The organism is Streptomyces sp. NPDC111520, assembly GCF_055635295.1.
In genome coordinates, this window is the sequence record NZ_JBVKBW010000008.1 from 222,037 (window position 1) to 248,366 (window position 26,330).

Consider the following 26,330-nt stretch of genomic DNA (forward strand, 5'->3'; position numbering starts at 1 on the left):
GCTCAGCCCTTGGCGACGGCGCGCAGCCGGTCCACGACGTCGGCCCGCAGTTCGTCGGGCCCCAGCACGACCACGTCCGGGCCGAACTCCACCAGCCAGGCGTCCAGTCCGTGCCCGTACGGGATCTCCAGCTCGTCCCAGTCGGCGTCGACCGGGAGTATCTCCACCGCACGGGCCCGCAGCGGGTACCCCGAGTCGCGGCGCAGCCGGATCCTGGCGGTCGCGGTGGCGCCCTCGCCGGCCCAGCTGGCCACCGTGGCGCGGACGTCGACGTGGTCGGGCACCTCGGTGGTGAACGCGCCGCCGCGGGTACGGACCCGGCCGGTGATCCTGGAGAGCCGGAAGACCCGCACGGCGCCCCGGTCGCGGTCCCAGCCGGCCAGGTACCAGTGGCCGCGCCAGCACTCCAGCGCCCACGGCTCCACCTGGCGCGGCTCGGGGCGCACCGCGTTGGCCTTGCGGTAGTCGAAGGCGACGGCGCGGCGCTCCCGGGTGGCGACCATCAGCGGCTCGAACGCCGGCTCCGGGGTGGGGATGCGGGGCTCCAGGGCGCTGTGCCCGGCCGGCTCCCGCACGGTGTCCTCGTCGCCGTCACCGTCGTCCTCGTCGTGGAAGGGCACGCCCGCGGCCCGCAGCTTCTGCAGGGCGCCGCTGGCGGCCTCGGCGAAGCGCGCCTGCTGCCAGACCTTGGCGGCCAGGCTCAGCGCGGCCGCCTCCTCGGCGTCCAGGGCGATCTCGGGAAGCCGGTTGCGGTCGCGGCGGGCGAGGTAGCCGATCTCGCCGTCGAGGCTCTCCACCGTCTCGATGACCATGCCGAGCTCGCGCAGGTCGTCCTTGTCCCGCTCGAACATGCGGTTGAACGCCTCGTCGGAGCCGATCTCGTGGTACGCCTCGATGGACGCCCGCAGCTCCCGCTTGCTGACCGGGCGCCGGGTGTTCATCAGGCACAGCGCCAGGTTCATCAGCCGCTCGGCCTTGGCAATCGCCACTCGACGCAACCTTCTTCCTTCTTCAGCTCTCCGCCTGGACCCTATCGCGGCCGGGCCCGGCGGCTGAAGCGAAGGCCGGTTCCGGTGACCGCCCCCCACCGCGCCCGCCCCGGCGCCCGGCACGACGGAGCCCCCGCCCGGCCGGCGGTGCCGGTCGGCGGGGGCTCCGGATCGTGGCCGGGCCGGGCGGGTCGGTCAGACCGACAGCAGGTCCACCACGAAGATCAGCGTCTCGCCCGGCTTGATCAGCGGGCTCGGGCTCTGGTTGCCGTAGGCGAGGTGCGCGGGGATGGTCAGCTCGCGACGGCCGCCGACCTTCATGCCCTGCACGCCCTGGTCCCAGCCCTTGATGACGCGGCCGCCGCCGAGCGGGAAGGTGAAGGGCGAGTTGCGGTTCCAGCTGGCGTCGAACTCCTCGCCGGTGCTGAAGGCGACACCGACGTAGTGGACGGTGACGTTCTGGCCCGCCTTGGCCTCGGCGCCCTCGCCCTCCCAGATGTCCCTGATCACCAGTTCGGCCGGCGGCTCGCCACCGGGGAAGTCGATCTCGGGCTTCTCGATGCTCACGTACGTGCTCCTAAAGAGGTGCGGACAACCTGCCTAGTCTTACATCACCGCGAGGATGTCGAGGCTGAACACCAGGGTGGACTTGGCCGGGATGCCCGGCTGCTCCTTGTCGCCGTAGCCGAGGTCCGGCGGCACCACGAGCATGACGCGGCTGCCGACCTTCTTGCCCACCAGTCCCTCCTGCCAGCCCTTGATCAGCTGCTGCAGCGGGAACTGTGCCAACTGGCCGTTCTTGTAGCTGGAGTCGAACTCCTTGCCGCCGTTCCACACCACGCCCTTGTACTGCAGCAGCAGGGTGTCGGTGGGCTTGACCGGCCGGCCGTCGCCCTCCAGGACGTAGTTCGCGACCAGCTTGGTCGGCGCGGCCGTCTTGGGCACCTCGACGGAGGGCGCCGCGCCGTCGGTGTTGGTGCCGACCTTGGGCAGCTTCGCGTCGTTCTGCGGGACGGCCTTGCCCTTGGCGGAGCTCTTGGCGTTGAAGGTGTCCACCACGTCGACGACGAACACCAGCGTGTCCGTGCCCTTGATGCCGGCGTCCGGCTGGCCCTGCGCGCCGTAGCCCAGGTTCGGCGGGATCGCCAGCTCGACCCGGTCGCCGACCTTCTTGCCCACCAGTGCCTTGTCCCAGCCCGGGATGACCCGGCCCACGCCGATCGGGAAGATGGCCGGGGCACCCCGGTCCCAGGAGTTGTCGAAGACCTTCGCCGTGTCCCAGACCTGGCCCAGGTAGTTCGCCTGGAGGTAGTCGCCCTCGGCGACGGTCGTGCCGGTGCCCTGGACCAGCGTCTTGACGGCCAGGTCCTTGCTCGGCTGACCCGGGCCCTTGGCGACCGTCGGCTTCTCACCGAACTTCGTACCGGCCGTGATGTCCGGCAGCGGGCCGTCCACGATCTTCACCGGCGCGGTCGCGGACGCCGAACCCGAGGGGGTGGCGCTGGTCGCGGACTTGCCGGACTTGTCGTCACCGCAGCCGGCGAGGGTGAGCAGGCCGGCAGGGACGGCGAGGAGAAGAGAGCGTCGGCGCACGGGGATCCCCATCAGGTCGATCTTGCGTTTTCTGGGCCGCGCGCCACTCTACGACGTGGGCGGGGCCCCGTACGAACACGTACGGGGCCCCGCGTCGTCCACGCCGACGCCGCTACATGCCGGCGATCAGCTTCTCCACCCGGTCGTCCACCGACCGGAAGGGGTCCTTGCACAGCACGGTGCGCTGCGCCTGGTCGTTGAGCTTCAGGTGCACCCAGTCGACGGTGAAGTCGCGCCGCTGCTCCTGGGCGCGGCGGATGAAGTCGCCGCGCAGCCGTGCCCGCGTCGTCTGCGGCGGCACGGACTTGGCCTCGAAGATCTTCAGGTCGTTGCAGATCCGCTTGGCCTGCCCCCGCTTCTCCAGCAGGTAGTACAACCCGCGGCGGCGGTGGATGTCGTGGTAGGCGAGGTCTATCTGCGCGATGCGCGGGTGCGACATCGTGATGTTGTCGCGCGCCCGGTAACGCTCGATCAGGCGGTACTTCATCACCCAGTCGATCTCGGTACCGATCTTGTCCAGGTCACCGCTGGAGATCGACTCCAGGGTCCGGCCCCACAGTTCGAGGACCTGCTCGATGACACCGCTGCGGATGCCCCGCCGGTCGCAGAAGTCCACCGCCTTGGAGTAGTACTCCTCCTGGATCTCCAGGGCCGAGGCCTCCCGGCCCGAGGCGAGGCGGACCTTGCGCTGGCCCGTTATGTCGTGCGACACCTCACGGATCGCCCGGATCGGGTTCTCCAGCGTCAGGTCCCGCATGACCGTGCCCGCCTCGATCATGCGCAGCACCAGGTCGGTCGCCCCGACCTTCAGCAGCATGGTCGTCTCGGACATGTTGGAGTCGCCCACGATGACGTGCAGCCGCCGGTACCGCTCGGCGTCCGCGTGCGGCTCGTCCCGCGTGTTGATGATGGGCCGGGAACGCGTCGTGGCGGAACTGACGCCCTCCCAGATGTGCTCCGCCCGCTGGCTGACGCAGTAGACCGCGCCGCGCGGGGTCTGCAGCACCTTGCCCGCGCCGCACAGCAGCTGCCGGGTCACCAGGAACGGGATCAGGATGTCCGCGAGGCGGGAGAACTCCCCGTGCCGGGCCACCAGGTAGTTCTCGTGGCACCCGTAGGAGTTGCCGGCGGAGTCGGTGTTGTTCTTGAAGAGGTAGACGTCACCCGCGATGCCCTCCTCGTGCAGGCGCCGTTCGGCGTCCACCAGGAGACCCTCGAGGATGCGCTCCCCTGCCTTGTCGTGGGTGACGAGTTCCGTCACGTTGTCGCACTCGGGAGTGGCGTACTCCGGGTGCGAACCCACGTCGAGGTAGAGACGGGCGCCATTGCGGAGGAAGACGTTGCTGCTGCGACCCCATGACACGACACGGCGGAAGAGGTACCGCGCCACCTCGTCCGGGGACAGACGCCGCTGTCCCCTGAACGTGCACGTGACGCCGTACTCGTTCTCCAGCCCGAAAATGCGGCGGTCCATGATGAGACCTTACGCCTGATGCGTGGACCTCAAACCGGGTTCGACCACGGCGATTCGATCTTTTTCCGTCCCGGTTGCCGGCCCGGCGGGTATGAGGTAACGCCCACTGGCCAGCAGGACGGCCAGCGCCACCACCCCACCGGCCCCCGCCACACCGAAGGCCGCCGCCGCACCGCCGTACTGCGCGGCCGGACCCGCCACCGCCGTCCCCACCGCCGCGCCCACGCCGAACGTGGTGACGATCCATGAGAACGCCTCGGTCACCGTGCCCACCGGGGCGTGCCGGTCGACCACCACGAACGCGCAGGCCAGCGACGGCGCGAGGAACAGACCCGCCAGCACCGCCAGGCCCGCCATCAGCGGCACACCCGGCACCAGCGCCAGCGGCAGGTAGCCCACGGCCAGCCCCGCCATCAGCAGCCGCAACCGCCGCTCCGGGACCCCGGCCCACCGCCGCGCCCCGTACACCACCCCGCCCGCCAGGGCACCGGCACCGATCCCCGACAGCACGTAGCTGGAGACCATCCCGCCACCGTGGCCGTCCGCGTACGCCACCGCCGCCACCGCGATCGACCCCAGCGCCAGCCCCACGAAGAAGAACGAGCCGACCAGCGCCCGCATCCCCGGCGCCCGCAACGGCCCCAGCCAGTCCGGGGTGCGCGGCTGCGTCCGCCACGCCCGCGACGGCGGCGCGGTGACCACGCCCAGCGCCCCCGCCACACCGAGCACCGCGATCCACAGCAGCGCCGCCGTCTCCGAGAACGCAGCCACGAGCAGCGTCACCAGCAGCGGCCCCACCGCGAACATGACCTCCTGCGCCGCCGCGTCCAGCGCGTAGGCGGCGTGGATGCGGTCCTCCCGCTTCAGCACGCTCGGCCACAGCGCCCGCAGCCCGCCCTCCAGGGGCGGCGTGAAGAACCCCGCCACCAGCATCGCGGCGTACGCCACGGGCAGCGGCCGGGGCCCGGAGAACGCGAAGAGCGCCATCCCGGCGGCCGAGGCCACCGCCGCGGGGAACATCACCCGCGGCTGCCCCAGCCGGTCCACCGCCCGGCCCAGCAGCGGCTGCCCCACGGCGTTGGCGAGGCCGTAGACCGCCGACAGCGCGCCGGCCAGGGCGAAGTCCCCGCCCTGCGCGCGGGTCAGCAGCACGATGCCCAGGGCCGCCGTCGCGTTCGGCAGCCGGCCGACCAGCGTCCCGGTCAGCAGCCGGACCGCGTACCGGGCCCGCAGCAGGTCCGCGTAGCCGGTCCCCATGGCCGCCCCTTCGCTAGTTGTACGTATAACGTCGTGGGTCATACGTACCATGAGCCCAGCCCACCGGTCCAGCCGCAGAACCCCCGCACCCCGGCCCGAGACCCCCGACGACCACCCGAAAGAGGCCCCCACGGTGACCGACACAGCGCGCCCGACCTCACGCGACGTTGCACGCGCCGCCGGCGTCTCCCAGGCCACCGTCTCCCTCGTCCTCGGCGACAAATGGCGCGGCCGCGTCTCCGAACGCACCGCCGACACCGTCCGCACCGCCGCCCGCGACCTCGGCTACCGCCCCAACCTCGCCGCCCGCAACCTCCGCCTCGGCCGCACCCGCACCGCGCTCCTGGTCGTCCCCACCCTCACCAACGAGTACTTCGGCCGCGTCTACACCGGCGCCGCCCGCATCGCCGACGACCACGGCTTCGGCGTCGTCCTCTACCCCTCCCCCGAAGGCGTCGGCCCCGCCCGCGACCCCTTCGGCTCCGCCCGCGCCGCCCTCGACGGCATCATCGCCTCCTCCATGGCCGCCGACGCCCTCGCCGCCATCGGCGACGGCGGACTCCCCCTCGTCATGCTCGACGCCGACCCCGCCGGACCAGGCCCCGCCGCCACCGTCAACCTCGCCATCGCCGACGGCATGCGCCAGATCGCCCACCACGTCCTCGGCCTCGGCCACCACCCCCGCGACATCGCCCACCTCGCCGCCGACATCGACACCTGGACCTTCCGCGAACGCGCCCAGGCCCTCGCCGGCGCCCTCGGCACCACCCCGCCCACCGAACGCGCCCCCCTCACCTACGAGGACGCCCGCCGGGCCACCGAACGCCTCCTGGCCCGCCCCGGCCCACCCCCCACCGCCCTCGTCTGCGACGACGACGTCCTCGCCGTCGGCGCCTGCAAGGCACTGCGCCGCCACGGACTGCGCGTCCCCCACGACGTCTCCGTCACCGGCTACGACGACTCCGCCCTCGCCACAGCCGTCGAACCCGAACTCACCACCGTCACCCTCCCCGCCGACGCCGTCGGCGCCGAAGGCATGACCGCACTCCTCCACACCCTCGCCGACCACCCCGTCACCGCCACCACCACCGAACTCCCCGTCCGGCTCGTCGTACGCGGCTCCACCGCCCCACCACGCCACCCCTGAGACGACCGACGCCCCGGCCGCCGAAAAGGCGACCGGGGCGTCGGGAACGGGCCTCAGCCCATCACACCTCTCACACGTCCTCGTCGAGCTCCGGAAGGTCGTCGTCCCCCTCCACGGGAGCAGCCGACGGAGCCGGCTTCTCCGCCTTCTCCACCGAAGGCGCCGCCGCCCCCTCCCCCTCCAGCAGACGCGACAACTGCCGGCCCAGGATCCGCTTGAACTTGCGCTGCTGCGGCCGCGTACGGTCCAGCACCGCCACCTCGAGCTGCTCCGCCGTGAGCTGTCGGTCACTGCCGTTGCTGTCCCGGCTCAGCGACTCCACCGCCAGCTTCAGCGCCTCCGCCAGCGTCATGCCGTCACGGTGCCGCTGGTCCAGGTAACTGCCGATCTGATCGGAGTTGCCACCCACCGCCACCGCACCGTGCTCGTCCACGATCGAACCGTCGTGCGGCAACCGGTAGATCTGGTCCTCCGAGGAGTCCGCACCCACCTCCGCGACGATCAGCTCCACCTCGTACGGCTTCTCCCCCACGCTCGAGAAGATCGTGCCCAGCGTCTGCGCGTACACGTTCGCCAGACCACGCGCCGTCACGTCGTCCCGGTCGTAGGTGTAACCCCGCAGATCGGCGTAGCGCACCCCACCGATCCGCAGGTTCTCGAACTCGTTGTACTTGCCCACCGCCGCGAAAGCGATCCGGTCGTAGATCTCACTGACCTTGTGCAGGGCGCGGGACGGGTTCTCGGCGATGAAGACGATGCCGTCGGTGTACTGCAGCACGACGACGCTGCGCCCGCGCGCGATGCCCTTGCGGGCGAACTCGGCACGGTCGGCCATGGCCTGCTGGGGTGAGACATAGAACGGCGTCGACACCGGCTATCCGTCCCTTTCTGTCAGTAGCGAGTGCATCTCGGACGACCAGCTCAGAGCAGCGCGGCCCGCGGGCCGTCCGGCAGCTCCAGCCGCCGCTCGTGGACGGCCCGGACGATCTCCGACGCCTCCGCCTCGGTCAGCTTGCGGAAACCCTCGTCGGTGATCACCGTGACGATCGGGTAGATCCGCCGCCCCAGATCCGGGCCACCTGTCGCCGAATCGTCGTCCGCCGCGTCGTACAGCGCCTGGACCACCAACGTCGTCGCCTGCGACTCCGTGAGGTCCGGCTTGTACAGCTTCTTCATCGAACCCCGCGCGAACACCGAGCCCGAACCCGTCGCCGCGAACCCGTGCTCCTCGGAACGGCCACCCGTCACGTCGTACGAGAAGATCCGCCCCTTCTCACGGTCCGTGTCGTAACCGGCGAACAGCGGCACCACCGCCAGCCCCTGCAGCGCCATCCCCAGGTTCCCCCGGATCATGGTCGACAGGCGGTTCGCCTTGCCCTCCAGCGAGAGCGTCGCGCCCTCGATCTTCTCGTAGTGCTCCAGCTCCAGCTGGAACAGCTTCACCATCTCCACCGCCAGGCCCGCCGTGCCCGCGATGCCGACCGCCGAGTACTCGTCGGCCGGGAAGACCTTCTCGATGTCCCGCTGCGCGATGACGTTGCCCATCGTGGCCCGCCGGTCACCGGCGAGCACCACACCGCCGGGGAAGGCCGCCGCCACGATCGTCGTACCGTGCGGCAGCTCGACGGCCCCCTTCACGGCGGGCAGGGTCCGGTTGCCCGGGAGCATCCCCGGCGCGTGCACCCCCAGGAAGTCCACGAACGAGGACGAGCCAGGCGTCAGGAAGGCAGCTGGTAGACGCCCGGTGCTACGAGTGTTGGCTTCCACACGTTTCCTTCCACGTAGGCGGCCGCCCGCCGTATGACGTCGGGCCGATCCTTGAACTGCCCCAGCGCGGCATTGCAGCTGAAGCACAGTACGCCACGGACCCTACCCGTCCCGTGGTCGTGATCCACATGTTCGGCCGGGGCGTCCAAACAAATGCAGCACATACCGAACTGCTCACCGACCATGGCGTCCCGCTCGGCCGCGGTGATGCCGTACTTGCGTTTGAAGTAGGCGGCACGGTTGCGTTCCGCGCGACATGTCTCGCAGTAGCCGGCGAGGCCGTCCGACGACGTGGCATTGCGCTCCCACTCGCCATGCGGCTTCACCTCACCGCACTGCGGGCAGCGCTTGTGCCCTTGGGGGACGGGTACCTTCACCGGAAGTGCGGGCTCACCATCCAGAGAGGCCTGATACTGCCGGGAGTATCTGGCAGAGCACTCCCGGCAGTAGGCCTGCAGCCCATCCCAGGCCCTGCGATTTTTGTTGAACGCCTCACGAGAGAGCATCCGCTTGCACCGAGAGCCTTTTTTCCCCTCAGGCAAATCGGACACATCGCTCATTGGCCGCCCTTTTGGACAAATGACCGAACGAAATCCTCGGCATTCTCTTCGAGGACGTCATCGATCTCGTCCAGCACGGAGTCCACGTCGTCCGACAGCTTCTCCTGCCGCTCCTTGAGGTCGGAGGTGCCCTGCGCGTCCTGCGCGGTCTCCTCGACCTCCTCGGTCGAACGCGTGGCCTTCTGCTGCCCGCCGCCGGTGTCCTTGGTAGCCATGTGTCCCTCACCCCGCTCGGTGTCCATGTCCTACAAGATCAGACCCTACAAGGAGGGTCTGACTTCGGCCCCCGGTATTGCCCAACGTCCGGGGGCCACCCCGATGATTCCCGGTTCGGACGGATTTCAGCCCTGCTCAGCCGCCCGACAGGATCCGCACCAGCTCCTCCGCGGTGCGGCAGCGGTCCAGCAGCTCCTTGACGTGGTTGCGGGTGCCCCGCAACGGCTCCAGCGTCGGGACGCGCTGCAGGGAGTCCCGGCCGGGGAGGTCGAAGATCACGGAGTCCCAGGAGGCCGCCGCGACGTCGTCCGCGTACTGCTCCAGGCAGCGGCCGCGGAAGTAGGCGCGGGTGTCCTCCGGGGGCTTGCTCATGGCCCGTACGACCTCGTCCTCGGTCACCAGCCGCTGGATGCGGCCGCGGGCCTCCAGGCGGTTGTAGAGGCCCTTCTCGGGGCGTACGTCCGCGTACTGGAGGTCGACGAGGTGCAGCCGGGCGGCATCCCAGTCGAGGGAGTCGCGGCGCCGGTAGCCCTCGAGGAGTTCGCGCTTGGCGATCCAGTCGAGTTCGCCGGCGAGGCTCATGGGATCGCCCTCGAGCCGGTTGAGCACGTCCTCCCAGCGTCCGAGGACGTCCTTGGTCTGGTCGTCGGCGTCGGTGCCGAAGCGGTCCTCGACGTACTTGCGGGCCAGTTCGCAGTACTCCATCTGGAGCTGGACGGCGGTCAGGGTGCGCCCGCTGCGCAGCGTGATGAGGCGTCGCAGGGTGGGGTCGTGGCTGACCTGGTGGAGGGTGCGTACGGGCTGGTCGACGGCGAGGTCGACGTTGATGAAGCCGTCCTCGATCATCGACAGCACGAGTGCGGTGGTGCCGAGCTTGAGGTAGGTGGAGATCTCGGAGAGGTTGGCGTCGCCGATGATCACGTGCAGCCGGCGGTACTTCTCGGCGTCGGCGTGCGGCTCGTCACGGGTGTTGATGATGGGCCGTTTGAGGGTGGTCTCGAGTCCGACCTCGACCTCGAAGTAGTCGGCGCGCTGGCTGATCTGGAAGCCGTGTTCGTGGCCGTCCTGGCCGATTCCGACGCGGCCGGCGCCGGTGACGACCTGGCGGCAGACGAAGAAGGGCGTGAGGTGGCGCACGATGTCCGAGAAGGGGGTCTCCCGCTTCATCAGGTAGTTCTCGTGGGTGCCGTAGGACGCGCCCTTGTTGTCGGTGTTGTTCTTGTAGAGGTGGATCGGCTGGGCGCCGGGGAGCTGGGCGGCGCGTTCGGCGGCCTCGGCCATGATGCGCTCACCGGCCTTGTCCCACAGGACGGCGTCGCGGGGGTTGGTGACCTCCGGGGCGCTGTACTCGGGGTGGGCGTGGTCGACGTAGAGCCGTGCTCCGTTGGTGAGGATGACGTTGGCGAGGCCGATGTCCTCGTCGGTGAGCTGGCTGGTGTCCGCGGCCTCTCGGGCGAGGTCGAAGCCGCGGGCGTCCCGCAGTGGGTTCTCCTCCTCGAAGTCCCAGCGGGCGCGGCGCGCCCGGTGCATCGCCGCCGCGTAGGCGTTGACGACCTGGGACGAGGTGAGCATGGCATTGGCGTTCGGGTGGCCCGGGACGGAGATCCCGTACTCCGTCTCGATGCCCATTACTCGCCGTACGGTCATGCGGCCCTCCTTGCCCGGCTGCGGCCCGTGGTGGGCCGGTCGCTCAAGTACCGCTTCGCGATGGGACCTCGTGCGGTACCGCTGAGCCTAGAACGCGATGGCGGTGGTGGGGAGATCATTACGCGCTTTCCTGGTGGTGCCGGGGTGAAATGCTCCGGCTGCGGGTGCCCCTGCGTGGGCACCCGCAGCCGGGGGGTGGTCGCGTGTTACAGGTACTGGCCCGTGTTGGCGACGGTGTCGATGGAGCGACCGGTGTCGGCGCCCTGCTTGCCGGTGACGAGGGTGCGGATGAAGACGATCCGCTCGCCCTTCTTGCCGGAGATGCGGGCCCAGTCGTCCGGGTTGGTGGTGTTGGGCAGGTCCTCGTTCTCCTTGAACTCGTCCACGCAGGCGGCGAGCAGGTGGGAGACGCGCAGACCGCGCTGGTTGTGGTCGAGGAAGGCCTTGATCGCCATCTTCTTGGCCCGGTCCACGATGTTCTGGATCATGGCGCCGGAGTTGAAGTCCTTGAAGTAGAGGACTTCCTTGTCACCGTTGGCGTAGGTGACCTCCAGGAAGCGGTTCTCCTCGGACTCGGAGTACATCCGCTCGACGACCGACTGGATCATGGCGTCGACGGTGGCCTCGGCGGACTCGCCGTGCTCGGACAGGTCCTCCGAGTGCAGCGGCAGGGTCGCGACGAGGTACTTGGAGAAGATGTCCTTGGCCGCCTCGGCGTCCGGCCGCTCGATCTTGATCTTCACGTCCAGGCGGCCGGGCCGCAGGATCGCGGGGTCGATCATGTCCTCGCGGTTGGAGGCACCGATGACGATGACGTTCTCCAGTCCCTCGACGCCGTCGATCTCGGCGAGCAGCTGCGGGACGATGGTGTTCTCCACGTCCGAGCTGACGCCGGACCCACGGGTCCGGAACAGCGACTCCATCTCGTCGAAGAAGACGATGACGGGGGTACCCTCGCCGGCCTTCTCCCTCGCACGCTGGAAGACCAGGCGGATCTGCCGCTCGGTCTCGCCGACGTACTTGTTCAGCAGCTCGGGGCCCTTGATGTTCAGGAAGTAGCTCTTGCCCTGGGGCTGCCCGGTGACCTCGGCGACCTTCTTGGCAAGGGAGTTGGCGACCGCCTTGGCGATCAGGGTCTTGCCGCAGCCGGGGGGGCCGTAGAGGAGCACGCCCTTGGGCGGGCGGAGCTCGTACTCCTTGAACAGCTCGGCGTGCAGGTAGGGCAGTTCGACCGCGTCGCGGATCTGCTCGATCTGGTTCCGCAGGCCGCCGATCTGGCGGTAGTCGATGTCGGGGACCTCTTCGAGGACGAGTTCTTCGACCTCGCTCTTGGGGACCCGCTCGTAGACGTATCCGGAGCGCGGTTCGAGCAGCAGCGCGTCGCCGGCGCGGAGGGTGCCGTCCAGCAGCGGCTCGGCGAGCCGCACCACCCGCTCCTCGTCGGTGTGCCCGATGACCAGGGCCCGCTCGCCGTCCTCGAGGATCTCCTTGAGGGTGACGATGTCTCCGATGCGCTCGAACTCCATGGCCTCGACCACGTTGAGCGCCTCGTTGAGCATGACTTCCTGGCCGCGCCGGAGGTCGTCCAGCTCGACGGACGGGCTGACGTTCACCCGCAGCTTGCGGCCGCCGGTGAAGATGTCGGCCGTCCCGTCGTCGTTCGCCTGCAGGAACACGCCGAATCCGGCAGGGGGCTGTGCGAGGCGGTCCACCTCTTCCTTGAGGGCCACGATCTGGTCGCGGGCCTCGCGGAGGGTGTTCGCCAGCCGCTCGTTCTGAGCGGACACGCCTGCCAGGTTGGTCTGCAGCTCGACGATCCGCTCCTCGAGAATCCTCGTGTGCCGCGGAGAGTCGGCGAGCTTACGTCGCAGGACGGCGATCTCCTGCTCAAGAAAGGCGACCTGGCTCATGGGGTCTTCCGATCCACGAGCGGGTCGGCCGCCACGGTTGATGTCGTCGTCGTGGGCCGCCACGGTCCTCACCTCCTCCAAGGGGAGCTGGACGCTTCCAGACCCTACCTGGGCCAGTAGGGGTTGAAACCCCTAGATCACAAAGACGTCCTGGGTGTGTCCGATCTTCACCCTTGCGCACGTCCTCCCGCCAGGGAGATACCCAGCCATCACCATCCGAAAGCGGCCGGTTGTATCGTCGGTTCGGTCAACGCCCGTCATGGGCTGTCCCTTCCCGAACGATGAACGGCAGGCGAGGTACCGGTGAGCGAGGAAGTCGTCGAGGCGCTTGAGGTCTGGATCGATCAGGACCTGTGCACCGGGGACGGCATCTGTGTGCAGTACGCGCCCGAGGTGTTCGAGCTGGACATCGACGGGCTCGCCTACGTGAAGGGCGACGACGCCGAACTCCGTCAGGCACCCGGGGCCACGGTCCCGGTTCCCCTGCCGTTGTTGACCGATGTGGTGGATTCGGCCAGGGACTGCCCTGGCGACTGCATTCATGTGCGTCGGGTTTCGGACAGTGTAGAGCTGTACGGACCCGACGCGGAGTGATCTGTCACACGCCGCCGGCGAGCGGTCCGGGGATCTCGTAGTAGGTGCCGGACCGCCATTCCCAGCTGTAGTCGCGCTGCTGGTCCGGGCAGCACCGGGGCACGTCGTCGGTGGAGTAGCCGAGGACGGTGGCCCGTACGGTGCGGCCGTCGATCCGCAGTCCCTTGAAGCTGCGCTGCTCCTCGGGGCCGACGAGGGTCTCCGCGATGCGGGGGGTGCCGCCGGCGGCCGGATCCGTCGACAGCACGTACAGGCCACTGGGCGGGGTGCCGGTCTCGGAGTGGCAGCGGGCGACGGCGACGGTCTCGGGGCGGCCGTCCCCGTCGAGGTCCGCGGAGGCGCGGTCCACGACGTCCACGGGGGCGCCGGCGCATTCCAGGGGGAAGTGGGCGGCGCGGGGGTCCGGGGGTGCCACGTCGGCGGGGGCGGGCTTGCCGGCCTTGGCGTCGGCGGCGGTTCTGCCCGTGGAGGCGCCGGCGGGCTGCACGAGGGCGGCGCTGCCTATGACGGCGGCGATCACCGCGGCGGTCGTGATCCAGTGCACCGAGCGGGCTCGGGTGTGCGGGAGGGCCGGCCCTGCGGATGGCTGCACGCGCCTGTCTCCTGTGGAGTTGGTCGAGCGGGGTGGCCAGCATCGTGCCACAGGTCACAGTCAGTTGGTACGACCGGGGCCCGTGTTGCGGGAGATGTCCGCGGGGTGTGGCGAAGCGCCGCCGCCGGGGTGTCCGGCGACGGCGCTTCGGGGTCGGGTGGTTACGCGCCGGTGGCCGGCTTGCCGCCGCCCGGGCCGGTGTAGTCCTCGCCGTATGCGCCGGGCGCGGGGCGCCTGCGCCGTACGGGGGGCTCGACGCCGTCAGCGAGGCGCCGGGCGGTCAGCAGGAAGCCGGTGTGCCCGATCATGCGGTGGTCGGGGCGTACGGCCAGTCCCTCGATGTGCCAGGTGCGGACCATCGTCTCCCAGGCGGACGGCTCGTTGAAGGTGCCGTGCTCGCGGATCGCCTCGACGGTGCGGGCGAGCTGGGTCGTGGTGGCCACGTAGGCGCAGAGGATGCCGCCGGGGACGAGTGCCTTGGACACGGCCTCGAGGCATTCCCAGGGGGCGAGCATGTCGAGGATGACCCGGTCGACCTCGGTGTCGCTGAGGTTGTCCTGGAGGTCGCCGACGGTGAGCTGCCACGCGGGGTGCGGGCCGCCGAAGTACCGTTCGACGTTCTGGGTGGCGATCTCGGCGAAGTCGGCGCGGCGCTCGTAGGAGTGCAGCATCCCCTGGTCGCCGACGGCGCGCAGCAGGAACATGCTGAGCGAGCCGGAGCCGACGCCCGCCTCCACGACGCGTGCGCCGGGGAAGATGTCGGCCATCGACAGGATCTGCCCCGCGTCCTTGGGGTAGACCACGGCGGCACCGCGGGGCATGGACAGGACGTAGTCGGGGAGCAGGGGGCGCAGCGCGAGGTAGGCGACGTTTCCCGTGGTACGGACCACACTGCCCTCGGGGGCGCCGATCAGCTCGTCGTGGGGGAAGGAACCCTTGTGGGTGTGGAAGTTCTTCCCGGCCTCGAGCGTGAACGTGTAGTGGCGTCCCTTGGGATCGGTGAGCTGGACCTGGTCCCCGACCTTGAAGGGCCCGCGTCGGCGGGCGGCACCGGTCGGTTCGGACATGCCGACAAGCCTACCTTTCATTTTTGGGGGCTCGGTTCGCCTCCGGGCCGCTCAAGCCGGTGTCGACGGTCGACCGTGCTCGGTCGCTCGTTCCTCGCGACCTCCGCGCGCTCTCCCTTTCGACACCGTCCGCGCCCCTTCGGCTCACTCGCCGAGGCAGCAGTCGGATGTGCACAGGCGCCGACCGCTGGGGCGTCCGCGATGACCCGGCAGCCCCGGACGGCGCCCACGCACCCCTGCGAGTGAGCCGAAGGGGCGCGCGCCTGTCGAAAGGGAGAGCGCGCGGAGGCTCCGAGGAACGAGGAGCCGAGCACGGTCGACCGTCGACAGGTGCAGAGGGCGCCCCGGAGGCGAACCGAGCCTAAAAAAAGGGGCGCCCCGGAGGCGAACCGAGCCTCAAGAAGAGGGCCGGGCCATGGCTGCGAGGAAGGCCTTCTCCACGTCGGCGGTGGACAGGACGCCGTAGACCTCGCCGGAGTTCTCGATGACGAGGTACTCCGTGGCGGGGGTGGCGCGCAGGGTGTCCAGGAGGTCTTCGCCGGCGAGTTCGGCGGAGACCTTCATGCCGGGCTTGATGTCCTGGGCGAGGCCGGAGACGGCGACCCAGGGGCGGCGGTGCTCGGGGACGCCGACGATGGCGGCTTCGCGGACGACGGCGGTGGGGGTGCCCTGGCCGTCGACGACGACGAGGGCGCGGGCGCCGGCCTCGTTGGCCCGGCGCAGGGCCTCGGACAGCGGGGTGTCGGAGGCGACGGGGAGGGCGCGCCGGGTGAGGGTGCGGGCCTGGAGTTCGGGGAGGTGCTCGCGCAGCCGTGCCATGCGCAGGCTGTTGCCGGCGCCGGTCCAGATGATGGCGGCGAGGATGGCGGCGAGCAGGGCGTCGGTGAGGGAGTCGAAGCCGGTGGCGCCGTCGCCGCCGTCGTTCATGCCGCCGGCGTACGACAGCAGCGGGAGGCCGACGAGGACGGCGATGGCGAGGGCGCGTCCGGTCCAGGCGGCGGCGATGGTGCCGGTCATGGCCTTGCCGCTGATCTTCCAGATGACGGCACGGAGCATCCGTCCGCCGTCGAGCGGGAGGCCGGGCAGCAGGTTGAAGACGGCCACGAGCAGGTTGCTGATCATGAGTCCGGCGAGCAGGACGCCGGGCACGGTGTCGGGTTCGACGCCGTACATGCCGAGGTAGAAGACCCCGGCGAGGACGAGGGAGAGCAGGGGGCCGACGAAGGCGAGGACGAATTCGCGGCCGGGGGTCTCGGACTCCTTCTCGATCTCGGAGACGCCGCCGAAGAACTGCAGCTGGATGCGGCGCACGGGCAGCTCGAAGCGGAGGGCGGCCACGGTGTGGGCGAGTTCGTGGACGAGCATGGAGGCGTAGAAGGCGACCGCGAAGAAGAGCGAGACGAGGTAGCGGACGCCGCCGAGCTCGGGCAGGACGCGGTCGAGCTGGCCGCCGAAGACCCAGGTGATGAGGGCGGCGACGAGGAACCAGCTGGGCGCGACGTAGACGGGCACGCCGAAGAAGCGGCCCATGAGGATGCCGCCGCCGGGTCCCGGGGGGCGTTTGGCGGGCCCGTCTCCGGTTCCGGGAGTCCCCTCGCCGCCCGGCGGCGGCTGCTGGCTCTCGCTCACTGGTTCCCCTCGTGTCGCTGACGCTCCGACGTCGATGGTATTGCCCGGTTGCGGGGACCCGACACCGGCTGTCGGCGCCACCCCGTAGGGTCCTGCCATGGGCACCAGCACCGAAGCCGTTCCTCCGAGGCCGCCGTCCTCCCTGTCGCCGTCGCGCGCCGCCGACTTCATGCGGTGTCCGCTGCTGTACCGGCTGCGGGTGATCGACCGGCTGCCGGAGAAGCCGAGCCAGGCGGCGACGCGGGGCACGGTGGTGCACGCGGTGCTGGAGCGCCTCTTCGACGTGCCGGCGGCGGAGCGGACGGCGGACCGGGCGCGGGCGATGGTGCCGGGGCAGTGGCAGCGGCTGCTGGAGGAGCGTCCGGAGCTGTCGGAGTTGTTCGCCGCGGAGGACGGGCAGGGGCTGGCGCAGTGGCTGGAGGAGGCGGCCGGGCTGGTCGAGCGGTGGTTCTCGTTGGAGGACCCGACGCGGCTGGAGCCGGCCGAGCGTGAGCTGTACGTGGAGACGGAGCTGGAGTCGGGGCTGACGCTGCGCGGTTACATCGACCGTCTGGACGTCGCGGCGGCCTCGGGTGACCTGCGGGTGGTGGACTACAAGACGGGCAAGGCGCCGCGGCCGGAGTACGCGGACGAGGCGTTGTTCCAGATGAAGTTCTACGCGCTGGTGCTGTGGCGGCTGCGGGGCGTGGTGCCGCGCCGGCTGCAGTTGGTCTACCTGGGCAGTGGCGAGGTGCTGACGTACGACCCGTCGGAGGGTGAGCTGCGGGCGGTGGGACGGAAGCTGGAGGCGCTGTGGGAGGCGATCCGGCGGGCCACGGAGTCGGGTGACTGGCGGCCGCGGCCGGGGCGGCTGTGCGACTGGTGCGACCACCGGGAGGTGTGCCCCTCTTTCGGGGGGACTCCCCCACCGTATCCGCTGCCCGTCGTGGGGAAGAATGGGGAGTCCTGAGGGCGAAGGAGATCTTGTGGCTATTCGCGTCCTGTTGGTGGACGACCAGCCGCTGCTGCGTACGGGCTTCCGGATGATCCTGGAGGCGGAGGGCGACCTCGCGGTGGTCGGCGAGGCGGGGGACGGTCAGCAGGCCCTGGAGCAGGTGCGGGCGCTGCAGCCCGATGTGGTGCTGATGGACATCCGCATGCCGCGGATGGACGGGGTGGAGGCGACGCGGCAGATCACCGGGCCGGGCCGGGACGGTCCGGCGAAGGTGCTGGTGCTGACGACCTTCGACCTCGACGAGTACGTGGTGGAGGCGTTGCGTGCGGGTGCGAGCGGTTTCCTGCTGAAGGACGCCCCGGCGCACGAGCTGGTGCAGGCGATCCGGGTGGTCGCGGCGGGTGAGGCGATGCTGGCGCCGAGCATCACGCGGCGTCTGCTGGACAAGTACGCGGGCCGGCTGCCGTCGGGCGAGGAGCCGGTGCCGCAGGCGCTGCACACCTTGACCGACCGGGAGGTCGAGGTGCTGAAGCTGGTGGCGCGGGGCCTGTCGAACGCGGAGATCGCCGCGGAGCTGTTCGTGAGCGAGACGACGGTGAAGACCCATGTGGGTCATGTGCTGACGAAGCTCGCGCTGCGCGACCGGGTGCAGGCGGCGGTGTACGCGTACGAGAGCGGACTGGTGCGCCCCGGGGCGCAGTAGCGTCCCGGGGCGTGTGGGGTGGCCGGGGCCCGGTGCGGGCCCTGGTGGTCAGGAGGCCGAGGCGCCCTTCTGGATCTCCCAGAAGCGGAAGACGGTGGAGGGGTCGAGGGTCCATTCCAGGCCGTTGATGTTGTCCTTGGAGACCACGTACTGCTTGCCCTGCCAGAGCGGGATCATGGGCACGTCGTCGGCGACGATGTCCTGGAGTTCCTCGAAGTCGGCGGTGGTGTCGCCGCGGCCGGCCTCGGCGGCGGTGTGCGGGATCAGCTGCTCGGTGATCTTCTTGTTGACGTAGTTGTTGGACAGCACGTTGCCGTCACCGAAGAACGGGGCGGTGAAGTTGTCCGGGTCCGGGTAGTCCGGCACCCAGCCGCGCACGTACGCCGCGTACTTGCCCGCCTCGATGTCCTTGGCGTACTGGTCGGCGTCGGTGGTCTTGACGTCCACGTCGAACAGCCCGCTGTCGTTGAGCTGCTTGGCGATCGCCTTCAGCTCCGCCACCGTGCCCGGCCCGAAACGCACCGGCGTCGCCCACAGCGTGAACTTCACCTTCGCGGTGATCCCCGCCTGCGACAGCGCGGACTGCGCGCCCGCCACGTCGCCGCCCTCGCCGTACCGGTCGAAGAACGCCGTGTTGTGACCGGTGATGCCCTGCGGCACGATCGAGTACAACGGCGTCGCCGTGCGCTGGTACACGTCCCGGATGAACGCCTTGCGGTCGATCACGTACGCCACCGCCCGGCGCACCGCCTTGTTGCCCACCACCGGGTCCTTGACGTTGAACACCAGGTGCTGGACCTCGGCACCGGTGCCCTCCACCACCTGGATCCCGGTGTCGCCGGCTATCGAACTGCGCTGCAGCGACGCGATGTCGGCCGAGTCCAGACCACGGTAGGCCAGGTCCACCGACCCGTCCTCGACCGCCGTCTTCAACGCCGGCTCGTCACCGAAGAACTTCATCGTCATACCGGAGTTACGGATCTCCGCCGACCCCTGGTAGCCCCCGTTGACGGTGAACACCGCCTTGTCGCCGGCCTCGTAGGAGTCCAGCTTGTACGGGCCCGAGCCCGTCGCCCCGCCGTCGGTGCGGAGCTTGTCCGCCGGGTACTGCGTGTGGTCCACGATCGACCCCGCGCCCGAGGCGATCTTCATCGGGAACGTCGCGTCGGAGTACTTCAGGTGGAACACCACCCGCTCCGGCGACGGGGTGTCGATCGTCTTGATCGAGTCCAGCAGCACCGCGGGACCGTTCTCGTCGTTGATCTTGACGGTCCGCTCGAAGGAGAACTTCACGTCCTGCGACGTCAGCGCCTCACCGTTGCTGAACTTCAGGCCCTTGCGCAGCGTGCAGTCGAAGGTCTTGCTGCCCTCGTCGGTGAACTTGCAGCTCTGCGCCGCCTCCGGCTCGGGCGTGGTCGCGCCCTTGGGGAAACTCAGCAGCGATTGGAAGACGTTGGTGAAGACGATCCAGGAGCCGACGTCGTAGCCGGACGCCGGATCGACCGCGGTCACCTTGTCCGTGATGCCCATCGTGAGGGGGTCTCCGCCGGCCTCGCCGTCCGCCCCTCCCGTGCCGCAGCCGGCGACGACGACCGCCGTCACGGTCGCGGAGAGCGGGAGCGCCAGTCGCTGGACTCGATTCCTCACGAGACTTCCCTCACAGCTTCGTCGCAGGGGCGGGCCCCGGTCGGCCGGACCCGGAATAACTCACGGGTCCGGCCGACCGGTGGCTCATCCTGTCACACCGCGACCAATCTCCCAGAACTGGGCGCTGGAAGAGGAATTGAGGAACCATTCGGCTCCCGTGATGCCGTCGCGGCTGGCGACGAACTGCTTGTCCTGGTACAGCGGGATCATCGGGAGTTCACGCGACAGGATCTCCTGCATCTGCGCGAAGTCCTTGTCCGTCTTGCTGCGGTTGGCGGACTGGCGGGTGGCCGGCAGGAGCTGGTTCTTGATGGTCGACCCCTTGTAGTGGAGGTCGAGGAATCCGTCGTCCGCGAAGAACGGCGCGATGTAGGTCTCGGCGTCCGGGAAGTCGGGGAGCCAGCTGAGCGAGTAGGCGGCGAACTGGCCGGTGGCGATTCCCTTGAGGAACTTCTTCCAGGTGATCGGCTGGAGGTCCACCTTGAACAGCCCGGTGGCCTCGAGCTGCTTCTTCAGCAGCTGCGCCTCTTCCTTGTCCGGGGTGGAGGGGTGCTCGGTCGGGTAGGTCCAGGTGAACTTGACCGGGGTGCTGATGCCGGCGGAGGACAGGACCTGGGCGGCCTTGTCGCGGTCGGGCTCGCCGTACGTGTTGAAGTACGAGTTGGCGTGGCCGGTGATGCCGGTCGGGACGGCGCCGAAGAGCGGGGCGGCGGTGCGGCCGGTCACGTCGCGGGTGAGGGCGTCGCGGTCGAGGACGCGGGCGAGGGCCTCACGGACGGCGTCGGGCTTCACCGAGGGGTCGTCGAGGTTGAAGAACATGAAGCGGACCGAGGCTCCCTGGGTCTCGGTCAGCTTGACGTCCTGGACCGTGCCCTGCTCGAGCTCGTTGATCTGGTCCGCCGTGAGGGTGCGGTTCACCAGGTCGACTTCGCCGGCCTTGAGCGCCTTCAGCATCTCGGGGGCCGAGGGGAAGAAGCGGACCTCGACCTTGTCGTTGGCGCGCTTGTTGAACAGGCCGTTGTAGTTCGGGTTGGCGCTGAGGACCGCCTTGCCGTTCTCCCACGAGTCCAGCTTGTACGGGCCGGAGCCCTCCATCTTCAGGCCCTTGAGCGGCTCGGTGGCGCTGTAGACCTCGCTGTCGACGATGGCCGCGGCCGGGGTCGCCAGCTTGTAGGGGAAGGTGGCGTCGGAGGCCTTGAGGTGGAAGACGACGGTCTTCGGGTCCGGGGCCTCGACGCTGTCGATGCCCACCAGGAGGCTCGCCGGGCCGATGTCGCTGTTGATCTTCATCACGCGGTCGACCGAGAACTTGACGTCCTCGGAGGTGAGGTCGTGACCGTTGGCGAACTTCATGCCGTCGCGCAGCGTGCAGCGGTACGTCTCCGACTTGGTGTCGGAGAACCCGCAGGACTTGGCGGCGTCCGGCTCGGGGGTGGTGGAGCTGCGCGAGTAACCGAGCAGCATCTGGAAGGTGTTGTTGAAGAAGCTGTACGTGCCGCCGTCGTAGGCCGTGGCCGGGTCGAGGGGGGAAGGCTGGTCCGCGGACACCTCGATGGGGTCCGTGGTGCCGATGACGACCGCGTCACCGCCACCGCCACCGCCGGTCGAGTCACCGCACCCGGCGAGTACGGGCGCGGCAAGACCCAGCAGGGCCGGCAGCACCAGTAGCTTGCGATTCATCCTCGTTGTTCTCCCTCTTCCGGCCCCCGGCCGCGCAGTGTTGAGCGGGGCGACGATACCCGGAATTGCGGGGCCCCGGCATTCCGGCGGACCGCCCCCGAACACGGAGAAGTTGAGTCCACGTCACGGCTGGATAACAGGGTGTGCCGTACCGATATCCGGACAGCGGAACGAACAGCCCGCCGCTCCCCCAATCCGGACACAACCACTCCGACCGCATGGCGATGTGACGGGGTGGAGCACGCTGGGGGCGCCCTGTCGAGACCGGCGGATGTGAAAAGTATCACGCCCCGGGGTACTGGCCGGTAAACAATTCGGCGCCCCGAATCGTCACGGAAAATAGCCGGGCAGGCGCCCAGAGTTTCCGTTCAATTCACGGCGACTCTCAGTGAACGCTTGTAATCAGAGAGCGCAGAAATGGCACGTCGACCCCTTCCAGGGAGCGGACCACGGTCCGCCCGGGGGCCGGCGCGACGGCGGCGACGGACGGGACGGCCACGACCCGGCAGCCGGCGGCCTCGGCGGCCGCCACCCCGGTGGGGGTGTCCTCGACGACCACGCACCGTGACGGGTCCGCGCCCAGCCGCGCGGCGGCCAGCAGATAGGGGTCCGGGTACGGCTTGGTCCGCTCGACCTCGTCCCCGGCGAGGGAGAAGGCGAAGTGGTGGGAGCCGAGGGAGAGCATGACGGCGTCGATGATGCGCCGGTGGGAGGCGGAGACCAGCGCGGCGGGCACGCCGTGTGCGGCCAGGTCGGTCAGCAGCCGCCGGGCGCCCGGCATCAGCGGCACGCCGCGGCCGATGAGCTCGACGAAGCGCAGGTTGATCAGGGTGGACAGTTCGGCGAGCGTGGCGTCCGTTCCGGTGACCGAGATGAGGTGTCCCAGGCTGCGGGCCATGGGGCCGCCGACGACGACCTCGCGGTGGGTGTCGTCCAGGACGTGGCCGAGTTCGGCGAACACCTCGACCTCGGCGTTCCACCAGAAACCCTCGGTGTCGACCAGCGTGCCGTCCATGTCCAGGAGCACGGCCTGCAGGCCCGCCTCCCGGGCGGGCCGGATCTCGATGGCGGGAATACCGCTCGTCATGCGCCCCACTCCTCTGCTTCCAGGGGGCACAAAGGCCGGTCGCCTCGCGCCCGGGTGGTGGGGGCGTGCGACCGGCCAGGTGCCGTATCGGACCGTCCAGTGTACGACGTACGTCCGGCTACCGCGCGTTGAAGTACTTGGCCTCCGGGTGGTGGATGACGATCGCGTCGGTGGACTGCTCCGGATGGAGCTGGAACTCCTCCGAGAGGCGGACCCCGATGCGCTCCGGCTCCAGCAGCTCCGCGATCTTGGCGCGGTCCTCCAGGTCGGGGCAGGCGCCGTAGCCCAGGGAGAAGCGGGCGCCCCGGTACTTCAGGGCGAACATGTCCTCCATGGCGGCCGGGTCCTCCCCGGCGAAGCCGAGTTCGGAGCGGACCCGGGCGTGCCAGTACTCGGCCAGCGCCTCGGCGAGCTGGACGGACAGGCCGTGCAGCTCGAGGTAGTCGCGGTAGGCGTCGGCGGCGAACAGTTCGTTGGCCGCCTCGGAGATCCGGTTGCCGACGGTGACGACCTGCAGGCAGACGACGTCGGTCTCGCCGGACTCCTCGGGGCGGAAGAAGTCCGCCAGGCACAGGCGGCGGCCGCGGCGCTGGCGCGGGAAGGTGAAGCGGGTCCGTTCGGTGCCGTCCTCGTGGAGGATGATCAGGTCGTCGCCCTTGGAGACGCAGGGGAAGTAGCCCTGGACGACGGCGGCCTCGAGCAGCCCCTCGCTCTGCAGGCGGTCCAGCAGCCCGCGCAGCCGCGGGCGGCCCTCGGTCTCCACCAGTTCCTCGTACGTGGGGCCGCCGGCGCGCGCCTGCTTCAGTCCCCACTGGCCCTTGAAGAGCGCGCCCTCGTCCAGCCAGGACGCGTAGTCCTTGAGCGGGATGCCCTTGACGACCCGGGAGCCCCAGAACGGCGGGGTGGGCACCGGGTTGTCGACGGCGACGTCGGAGCGGATCTGGCCGCGGTTCTCCTCGGGCTCGGGGACGACGCCCGCGCGGGCCGCCACGCGGCGCTGCTTCAGCTCGGGGAGGGTGGCGCCGGGCACGCCGCGCTTGACGGCGATGAGGGCGTCCATCAGGCGCAAGCCCTCGAAGGCGTCGCGGGCGTAGCGGACCTCGCCCTCGTAGAGCTCGTGGAGGTCCTGCTCGACGTAGGCGCGGGTGAGGGCGGCGCCGCCGAGGATGACCGGGTAGGTGGCGGCGAGGCCGCGCTGGTTCAGCTCCTCCAGGTTCTCCTTCATGATCACCGTGGACTTCACCAGCAGGCCGGACATGCCGATGACGTCGGCGGAGTGCTCGCCCGCGGCGTCCAGGATCGCCGAGACGGGCTGCTTGATGCCGAGGTTGACGACGTTGTAGCCGTTGTTGGACAGGATGATGTCCACGAGGTTCTTGCCGATGTCGTGGACGTCGCCGCGGACGGTGGCCAGCACGATGGTGCCCTTGCCGGAGGCGTCGGACTTCTCCATGTGCGGTTCGAGGTGGGCGACGGCGGTCTTCATCACCTCGGCCGACTGCAGGACGAACGGCAGCTGCATCTGGCCGGAGCCGAACAGCTCGCCGACGACCTTCATGCCCTCCAGGAGGGTGTCGTTGACGATGGCGAGGGCGGGACGCGTCGTCAGGGCCTCGTCGAGGTCCGCCTCCAGGCCGTTCTTCTCGCCGTCGATGATGCGCCGCTGCAGGCGCTCCTCCAGCGGCAGCGCGGCCAGTTCCTCGGCGCGGCTCGCCCTGACGGACTTGGTGTCGACGCCCTCGAACAGCTCGAGGAAGCGCTGCAGCGGGTCGTAGCCCTCGCGGCGCCGGTCGTACACCAGGTCCAGGGCGACCTCGCGCTGCTCCTCGGGGATGCGGGCGATCGGCAGGATCTTGGACGCGTGCACGATCGCCGAGTCCAGGCCGGCCTCGACGCACTCGTGGAGGAAGACCGAGTTCAGCACCATGCGGGCGGCCGGGTTGAGGCCGAAGGAGATGTTGGACAGGCCGAGGGTGGTCTGCACGTCGGGGTGGCGGCGCTTGAGCTCGCGGATCGCCTCGATGGTGGCGATGCCGTCCTTGCGGGACTCCTCCTGGCCGGTGGCGATGGTGAAGGTCAGGCAGTCGACGATGATGTCGCCCTCGTCGATGCCCCAGTTCCCGGTCAGGTCCGCGATGAGCCGTTCGGCGACGGCCACCTTGCTCTCGGGGGTGCGGGCCTGGCCCTCCTCGTCGATGGTGAGGGCGATCAGGGCGGCGCCGTGCTCGGCCGCGAGGCGGGTGGTGCGGGCGAAGCGGGAGTCGGGGCCGTCGCCGTCCTCGTAGTTGACGGAGTTGATCACGGCGCGCCCGCCGAGCTTCTCCAGGCCGGCGCGGAGCACCTCGGGCTCGGTGGAGTCCAGGACGATCGGCAGGGTGGAGGCGGTGGCCAGGCGTCCGGCGATCTCGTTCATGTCGGCGACGCCGTCGCGGCCGACGTAGTCGACGCACAGGTCGAGGAGGTGGGCGCCCTCGCGGATCTGCTCGCGGGCCATCTCCACGCAGTCGTCCCAGCGCCCGTCCAGCATGGCCTCGCGGAACTTCTTGGAGCCGTTGGCGTTGGTGCGTTCGCCGATGGCGAGGTACGAGGTGTCCTGGCGGAAGGGGACGGTCTGGTAGAGCGAGGAGGCGCCCGCCTCGGGGCGCGGCGTGCGGGGGGTGACCTGCCGGCCGCGGACCCGCTCGACGACCTGGCGCAGGTGTTCGGGGGTGGTGCCGCAGCAGCCGCCGACCAGGGCGAGTCCGTACTCGCGGACGAAGGCCTCCTGCGCGTCGGCGAGACCCTCGGGGTCGAGGGGGAAGTGGGCGCCGTCCTTGCCGAGGATGGGCAGTCCCGCGTTGGGCATGCAGGAGATGCCGACGCGGGCGTGGCGGGCGAGGTAGCGCAGGTGCTCGCTCATCTCGGCGGGGCCGGTGGAGCAGTTCAGGCCGATGGTGTCGATGCCGAGAGGTTCCAATGCGGTCAGCGCGGCCCCGATCTCGGAGCCCAGCAGCATGGTGCCGGTGGTCTCGACGGCGACCTGGACGAAGAGCGGCAGGTCGAGTCCGGCCTCGGCGAGCGCTTCCTTGGTGCCGAGCACGGCGGCCTTGATCTGCAGCAGGTCCTGGCAGGTCTCGACGAGGAGGGCGTCGGCGCCGCCGGAGACGAGGCCTGCGGCATTCTGCCGGAAGCCCTCCTTGAGGACGGCGTAGTCGACGTGACCGAGCGTCGGCAGCTTGGTGCCGGGCCCGATGGAGCCGATGACCCAGCGCAGGCGGCCGTCCGCCGCCGAGAACTCGTCGGCGACCTCGCGGGCGATCCGGGCGCCGGCCTCGGAGAGCTCGAAGATGCGGTCGGCGATGTCGTACTCGCCGAGGGCGGAGAAGTTGGCGCCGAAGGTGTTGGTCTCCACGCAGTCCACGCCGACGGCGAAGTACTCGCGGTGGACGGAGGCGACGATGTCGGGGCGGGAGACGTTGAGGACCTCGTTGCAGCCCTCGTGCCCCTGGAAGTCGTCGAGGGTGGGGTTCTGCGCCTGGAGCATCGTGCCCATCGCCCCGTCGGCGACGACCACCCGGGTCGCCAGGGCCTCTCGCAGTGCTGCGCCTCGGGCACCGCTCGTGGACGGAAGGGACGGCTGGGCCATGGGTGTGCTCCCTGGGATGCGACGGCTGTCGGCTTGGTGTGTGCCGGTCCTGCTGGTACACACCAGGCCAGCGTAGCCGTGCCCCCGGATTCCGCCGCGGGGCATTCCGAGGGGCGGACGGCGGTGCCACACTCTTCTCTGGGATGATGATGGTCGGCATCGTCTGACATCGTTCAGCATTGTCGAATCAGTCATCGAGGCGCGTGGTCGTT

The 26,330-nt window shown here is 70.0% G+C and carries 22 protein-coding genes; 4 read left to right on the forward strand and 18 right to left on the reverse strand.

What is annotated here, in order from left to right; all coding sequences use genetic code 11:
- Window positions 1-2 precede the first annotated feature (2 nt).
- From ACZ7MY_RS20990 to ACZ7MY_RS21010, 5 genes are all read right to left on the reverse strand, one after another.
- Window positions 3-989, reverse strand: coding sequence for a helix-turn-helix transcriptional regulator (locus ACZ7MY_RS20990; protein ID WP_499603545.1), 987 nt, complete (start codon window positions 987-989; stop codon window positions 3-5).
- Window positions 990-1,184: 195 nt separating this feature from the next.
- A complete protein-coding gene (locus ACZ7MY_RS20995; RefSeq protein WP_499603547.1) occupies window positions 1,185-1,556 on the reverse strand; it encodes an FKBP-type peptidyl-prolyl cis-trans isomerase in 372 nt (123 codons plus the stop codon).
- A 39-nt stretch (window positions 1,557-1,595) separates the two neighbouring features.
- On the reverse strand, window positions 1,596-2,582 hold the full coding sequence (locus ACZ7MY_RS21000; protein ID WP_499603896.1) for an FKBP-type peptidyl-prolyl cis-trans isomerase: 987 nt from the start codon (window positions 2,580-2,582) through the stop codon (window positions 1,596-1,598).
- A gap of 112 nt (window positions 2,583-2,694) precedes the next feature.
- A complete protein-coding gene (gene pafA, locus ACZ7MY_RS21005) occupies window positions 2,695-4,056 on the reverse strand; it encodes a Pup--protein ligase (RefSeq protein WP_431952161.1) in 1,362 nt (453 codons plus the stop codon).
- 9 nt (window positions 4,057-4,065) lie between these two features.
- Entirely contained in the window at window positions 4,066-5,313 is a 1,248-nt protein-coding gene (locus ACZ7MY_RS21010; RefSeq protein WP_499603550.1) for an MFS transporter, read from the reverse strand.
- Window positions 5,314-5,446: 133 nt separating this feature from the next.
- Between ACZ7MY_RS21010 and ACZ7MY_RS21015 the strand changes: the two genes are divergently transcribed.
- A complete protein-coding gene (locus ACZ7MY_RS21015) occupies window positions 5,447-6,460 on the forward strand; it encodes a LacI family DNA-binding transcriptional regulator (protein ID WP_499603552.1) in 1,014 nt (337 codons plus the stop codon).
- Window positions 6,461-6,530: 70 nt separating this feature from the next.
- On the opposite strand, the gene prcA is transcribed toward ACZ7MY_RS21015, so the two are convergent.
- The 6 genes from prcA to arc all read right to left on the reverse strand — a co-directional run bounded on the left by prcA (window position 6,531) and on the right by arc (window position 12,623).
- The gene (gene prcA / locus ACZ7MY_RS21020) at window positions 6,531-7,331 is read right to left on the reverse strand and encodes a proteasome subunit alpha (RefSeq protein ID WP_499603554.1); all 801 of its coding nucleotides are present in this window, start codon (window positions 7,329-7,331) and stop codon (window positions 6,531-6,533) included.
- Window positions 7,332-7,381: 50 nt separating this feature from the next.
- Entirely contained in the window at window positions 7,382-8,227 is an 846-nt protein-coding gene (gene prcB, locus ACZ7MY_RS21025) for a proteasome subunit beta (RefSeq protein WP_499603556.1), read from the reverse strand.
- A complete protein-coding gene (locus tag ACZ7MY_RS21030) occupies window positions 8,179-8,787 on the reverse strand; it encodes an endonuclease VII domain-containing protein (protein WP_499603558.1) in 609 nt (202 codons plus the stop codon). The genes prcB and ACZ7MY_RS21030 overlap by 49 nt, the downstream gene beginning before the upstream one ends.
- A complete protein-coding gene (locus ACZ7MY_RS21035; protein ID WP_499603560.1) occupies window positions 8,784-9,002 on the reverse strand; it encodes a ubiquitin-like protein Pup in 219 nt (72 codons plus the stop codon). The genes ACZ7MY_RS21030 and ACZ7MY_RS21035 overlap by 4 nt, the downstream gene beginning before the upstream one ends.
- A 136-nt stretch (window positions 9,003-9,138) precedes the next feature.
- Window positions 9,139-10,650, reverse strand: a complete 1,512-nt coding sequence (gene dop, locus ACZ7MY_RS21040; RefSeq protein WP_499603562.1) for a depupylase/deamidase Dop — start codon at window positions 10,648-10,650, stop codon at window positions 9,139-9,141.
- 206 nt (window positions 10,651-10,856) lie between these two features.
- Window positions 10,857-12,623, reverse strand: a complete 1,767-nt coding sequence (arc, locus tag ACZ7MY_RS21045; RefSeq protein ID WP_499603564.1) for a proteasome ATPase — start codon at window positions 12,621-12,623, stop codon at window positions 10,857-10,859.
- 240 nt (window positions 12,624-12,863) lie between these two features.
- Between arc and ACZ7MY_RS21050 the strand changes: the two genes are divergently transcribed.
- Window positions 12,864-13,154, forward strand: a complete 291-nt coding sequence (locus ACZ7MY_RS21050) for a ferredoxin (protein WP_499603566.1) — start codon at window positions 12,864-12,866, stop codon at window positions 13,152-13,154.
- Window positions 13,155-13,158: 4 nt separating this feature from the next.
- On the opposite strand, the gene ACZ7MY_RS21055 is transcribed toward ACZ7MY_RS21050, so the two are convergent.
- The 3 genes from ACZ7MY_RS21055 to ACZ7MY_RS21065 all read right to left on the reverse strand — a co-directional run bounded on the left by ACZ7MY_RS21055 (window position 13,159) and on the right by ACZ7MY_RS21065 (window position 16,442).
- On the reverse strand, window positions 13,159-13,746 hold the full coding sequence (locus ACZ7MY_RS21055) for a hypothetical protein (RefSeq protein WP_499603568.1): 588 nt from the start codon (window positions 13,744-13,746) through the stop codon (window positions 13,159-13,161).
- Window positions 13,747-13,907: 161 nt separating this feature from the next.
- Window positions 13,908-14,813 (reverse strand): tRNA (adenine-N1)-methyltransferase, encoded by a 906-nt coding sequence (locus tag ACZ7MY_RS21060; RefSeq protein WP_499603570.1) that lies wholly within the window; start codon window positions 14,811-14,813, stop codon window positions 13,908-13,910.
- A 396-nt stretch (window positions 14,814-15,209) separates the two neighbouring features.
- Complete coding sequence (locus tag ACZ7MY_RS21065) at window positions 15,210-16,442, reverse strand: site-2 protease family protein (protein WP_499603571.1); 1,233 nt, start codon at window positions 16,440-16,442, stop codon at window positions 15,210-15,212.
- 97 nt (window positions 16,443-16,539) lie between these two features.
- On the opposite strand from ACZ7MY_RS21065, the gene ACZ7MY_RS21070 reads away from it, so the two are divergent.
- A complete protein-coding gene (locus ACZ7MY_RS21070) occupies window positions 16,540-17,391 on the forward strand; it encodes a RecB family exonuclease (RefSeq protein ID WP_499603572.1) in 852 nt (283 codons plus the stop codon).
- 16 nt (window positions 17,392-17,407) lie between these two features.
- On the forward strand, window positions 17,408-18,079 hold the full coding sequence (locus ACZ7MY_RS21075; RefSeq protein WP_450386271.1) for a response regulator: 672 nt from the start codon (window positions 17,408-17,410) through the stop codon (window positions 18,077-18,079).
- Between the two features lie 48 nt (window positions 18,080-18,127).
- On the opposite strand, the gene ACZ7MY_RS21080 is transcribed toward ACZ7MY_RS21075, so the two are convergent.
- From ACZ7MY_RS21080 to metH, 4 genes are all read right to left on the reverse strand, one after another.
- Window positions 18,128-19,726 (reverse strand): ABC transporter substrate-binding protein, encoded by a 1,599-nt coding sequence (locus ACZ7MY_RS21080; RefSeq protein WP_499603574.1) that lies wholly within the window; start codon window positions 19,724-19,726, stop codon window positions 18,128-18,130.
- Between the two features lie 84 nt (window positions 19,727-19,810).
- A complete protein-coding gene (locus ACZ7MY_RS21085; protein WP_499603576.1) occupies window positions 19,811-21,406 on the reverse strand; it encodes an ABC transporter substrate-binding protein in 1,596 nt (531 codons plus the stop codon).
- Between the two features lie 385 nt (window positions 21,407-21,791).
- Window positions 21,792-22,493, reverse strand: coding sequence for an HAD family hydrolase (locus ACZ7MY_RS21090; protein ID WP_499603578.1), 702 nt, complete (start codon window positions 22,491-22,493; stop codon window positions 21,792-21,794).
- Between the two features lie 118 nt (window positions 22,494-22,611).
- The gene (gene metH, locus ACZ7MY_RS21095) at window positions 22,612-26,118 is read right to left on the reverse strand and encodes a methionine synthase (protein WP_499603580.1); all 3,507 of its coding nucleotides are present in this window, start codon (window positions 26,116-26,118) and stop codon (window positions 22,612-22,614) included.
- Window positions 26,119-26,330: the final 212 nt, after the last annotated feature.

What these genes read in the sequence shown, in the direction of transcription:
- ACZ7MY_RS21030 (WP_499603558.1), bottom strand. Translation starts at nt 8,787, where the DNA reads ATGAGCGATGTGTCCGATTTGCCTGAGGGGAAAAAAGGCTCTCGGTGC.
- ACZ7MY_RS21060 (WP_499603570.1), bottom strand. Translation starts at nt 14,813, where the DNA reads ATGTCCGAACCGACCGGTGCCGCCCGCCGACGCGGGCCCTTCAAGGTC.
- ACZ7MY_RS21090 (WP_499603578.1), bottom strand. Translation starts at nt 22,493, where the DNA reads ATGACGAGCGGTATTCCCGCCATCGAGATCCGGCCCGCCCGGGAGGCG.
- ACZ7MY_RS21010 (WP_499603550.1), bottom strand. Translation starts at nt 5,313, where the DNA reads ATGGGGACCGGCTACGCGGACCTGCTGCGGGCCCGGTACGCGGTCCGG.
- pafA (WP_431952161.1), bottom strand. Translation starts at nt 4,056, where the DNA reads ATGGACCGCCGCATTTTCGGGCTGGAGAACGAGTACGGCGTCACGTGC.
- metH (WP_499603580.1), bottom strand. Translation starts at nt 26,118, where the DNA reads ATGGCCCAGCCGTCCCTTCCGTCCACGAGCGGTGCCCGAGGCGCAGCA.
- ACZ7MY_RS21035 (WP_499603560.1), bottom strand. Translation starts at nt 9,002, where the DNA reads ATGGCTACCAAGGACACCGGCGGCGGGCAGCAGAAGGCCACGCGTTCG.
- ACZ7MY_RS21085 (WP_499603576.1), bottom strand. Translation starts at nt 21,406, where the DNA reads ATGAATCGCAAGCTACTGGTGCTGCCGGCCCTGCTGGGTCTTGCCGCG.
- dop (WP_499603562.1), bottom strand. Translation starts at nt 10,650, where the DNA reads ATGACCGTACGGCGAGTAATGGGCATCGAGACGGAGTACGGGATCTCC.
- ACZ7MY_RS21070 (WP_499603572.1), top strand. Translation starts at nt 16,540, where the DNA reads ATGGGCACCAGCACCGAAGCCGTTCCTCCGAGGCCGCCGTCCTCCCTG.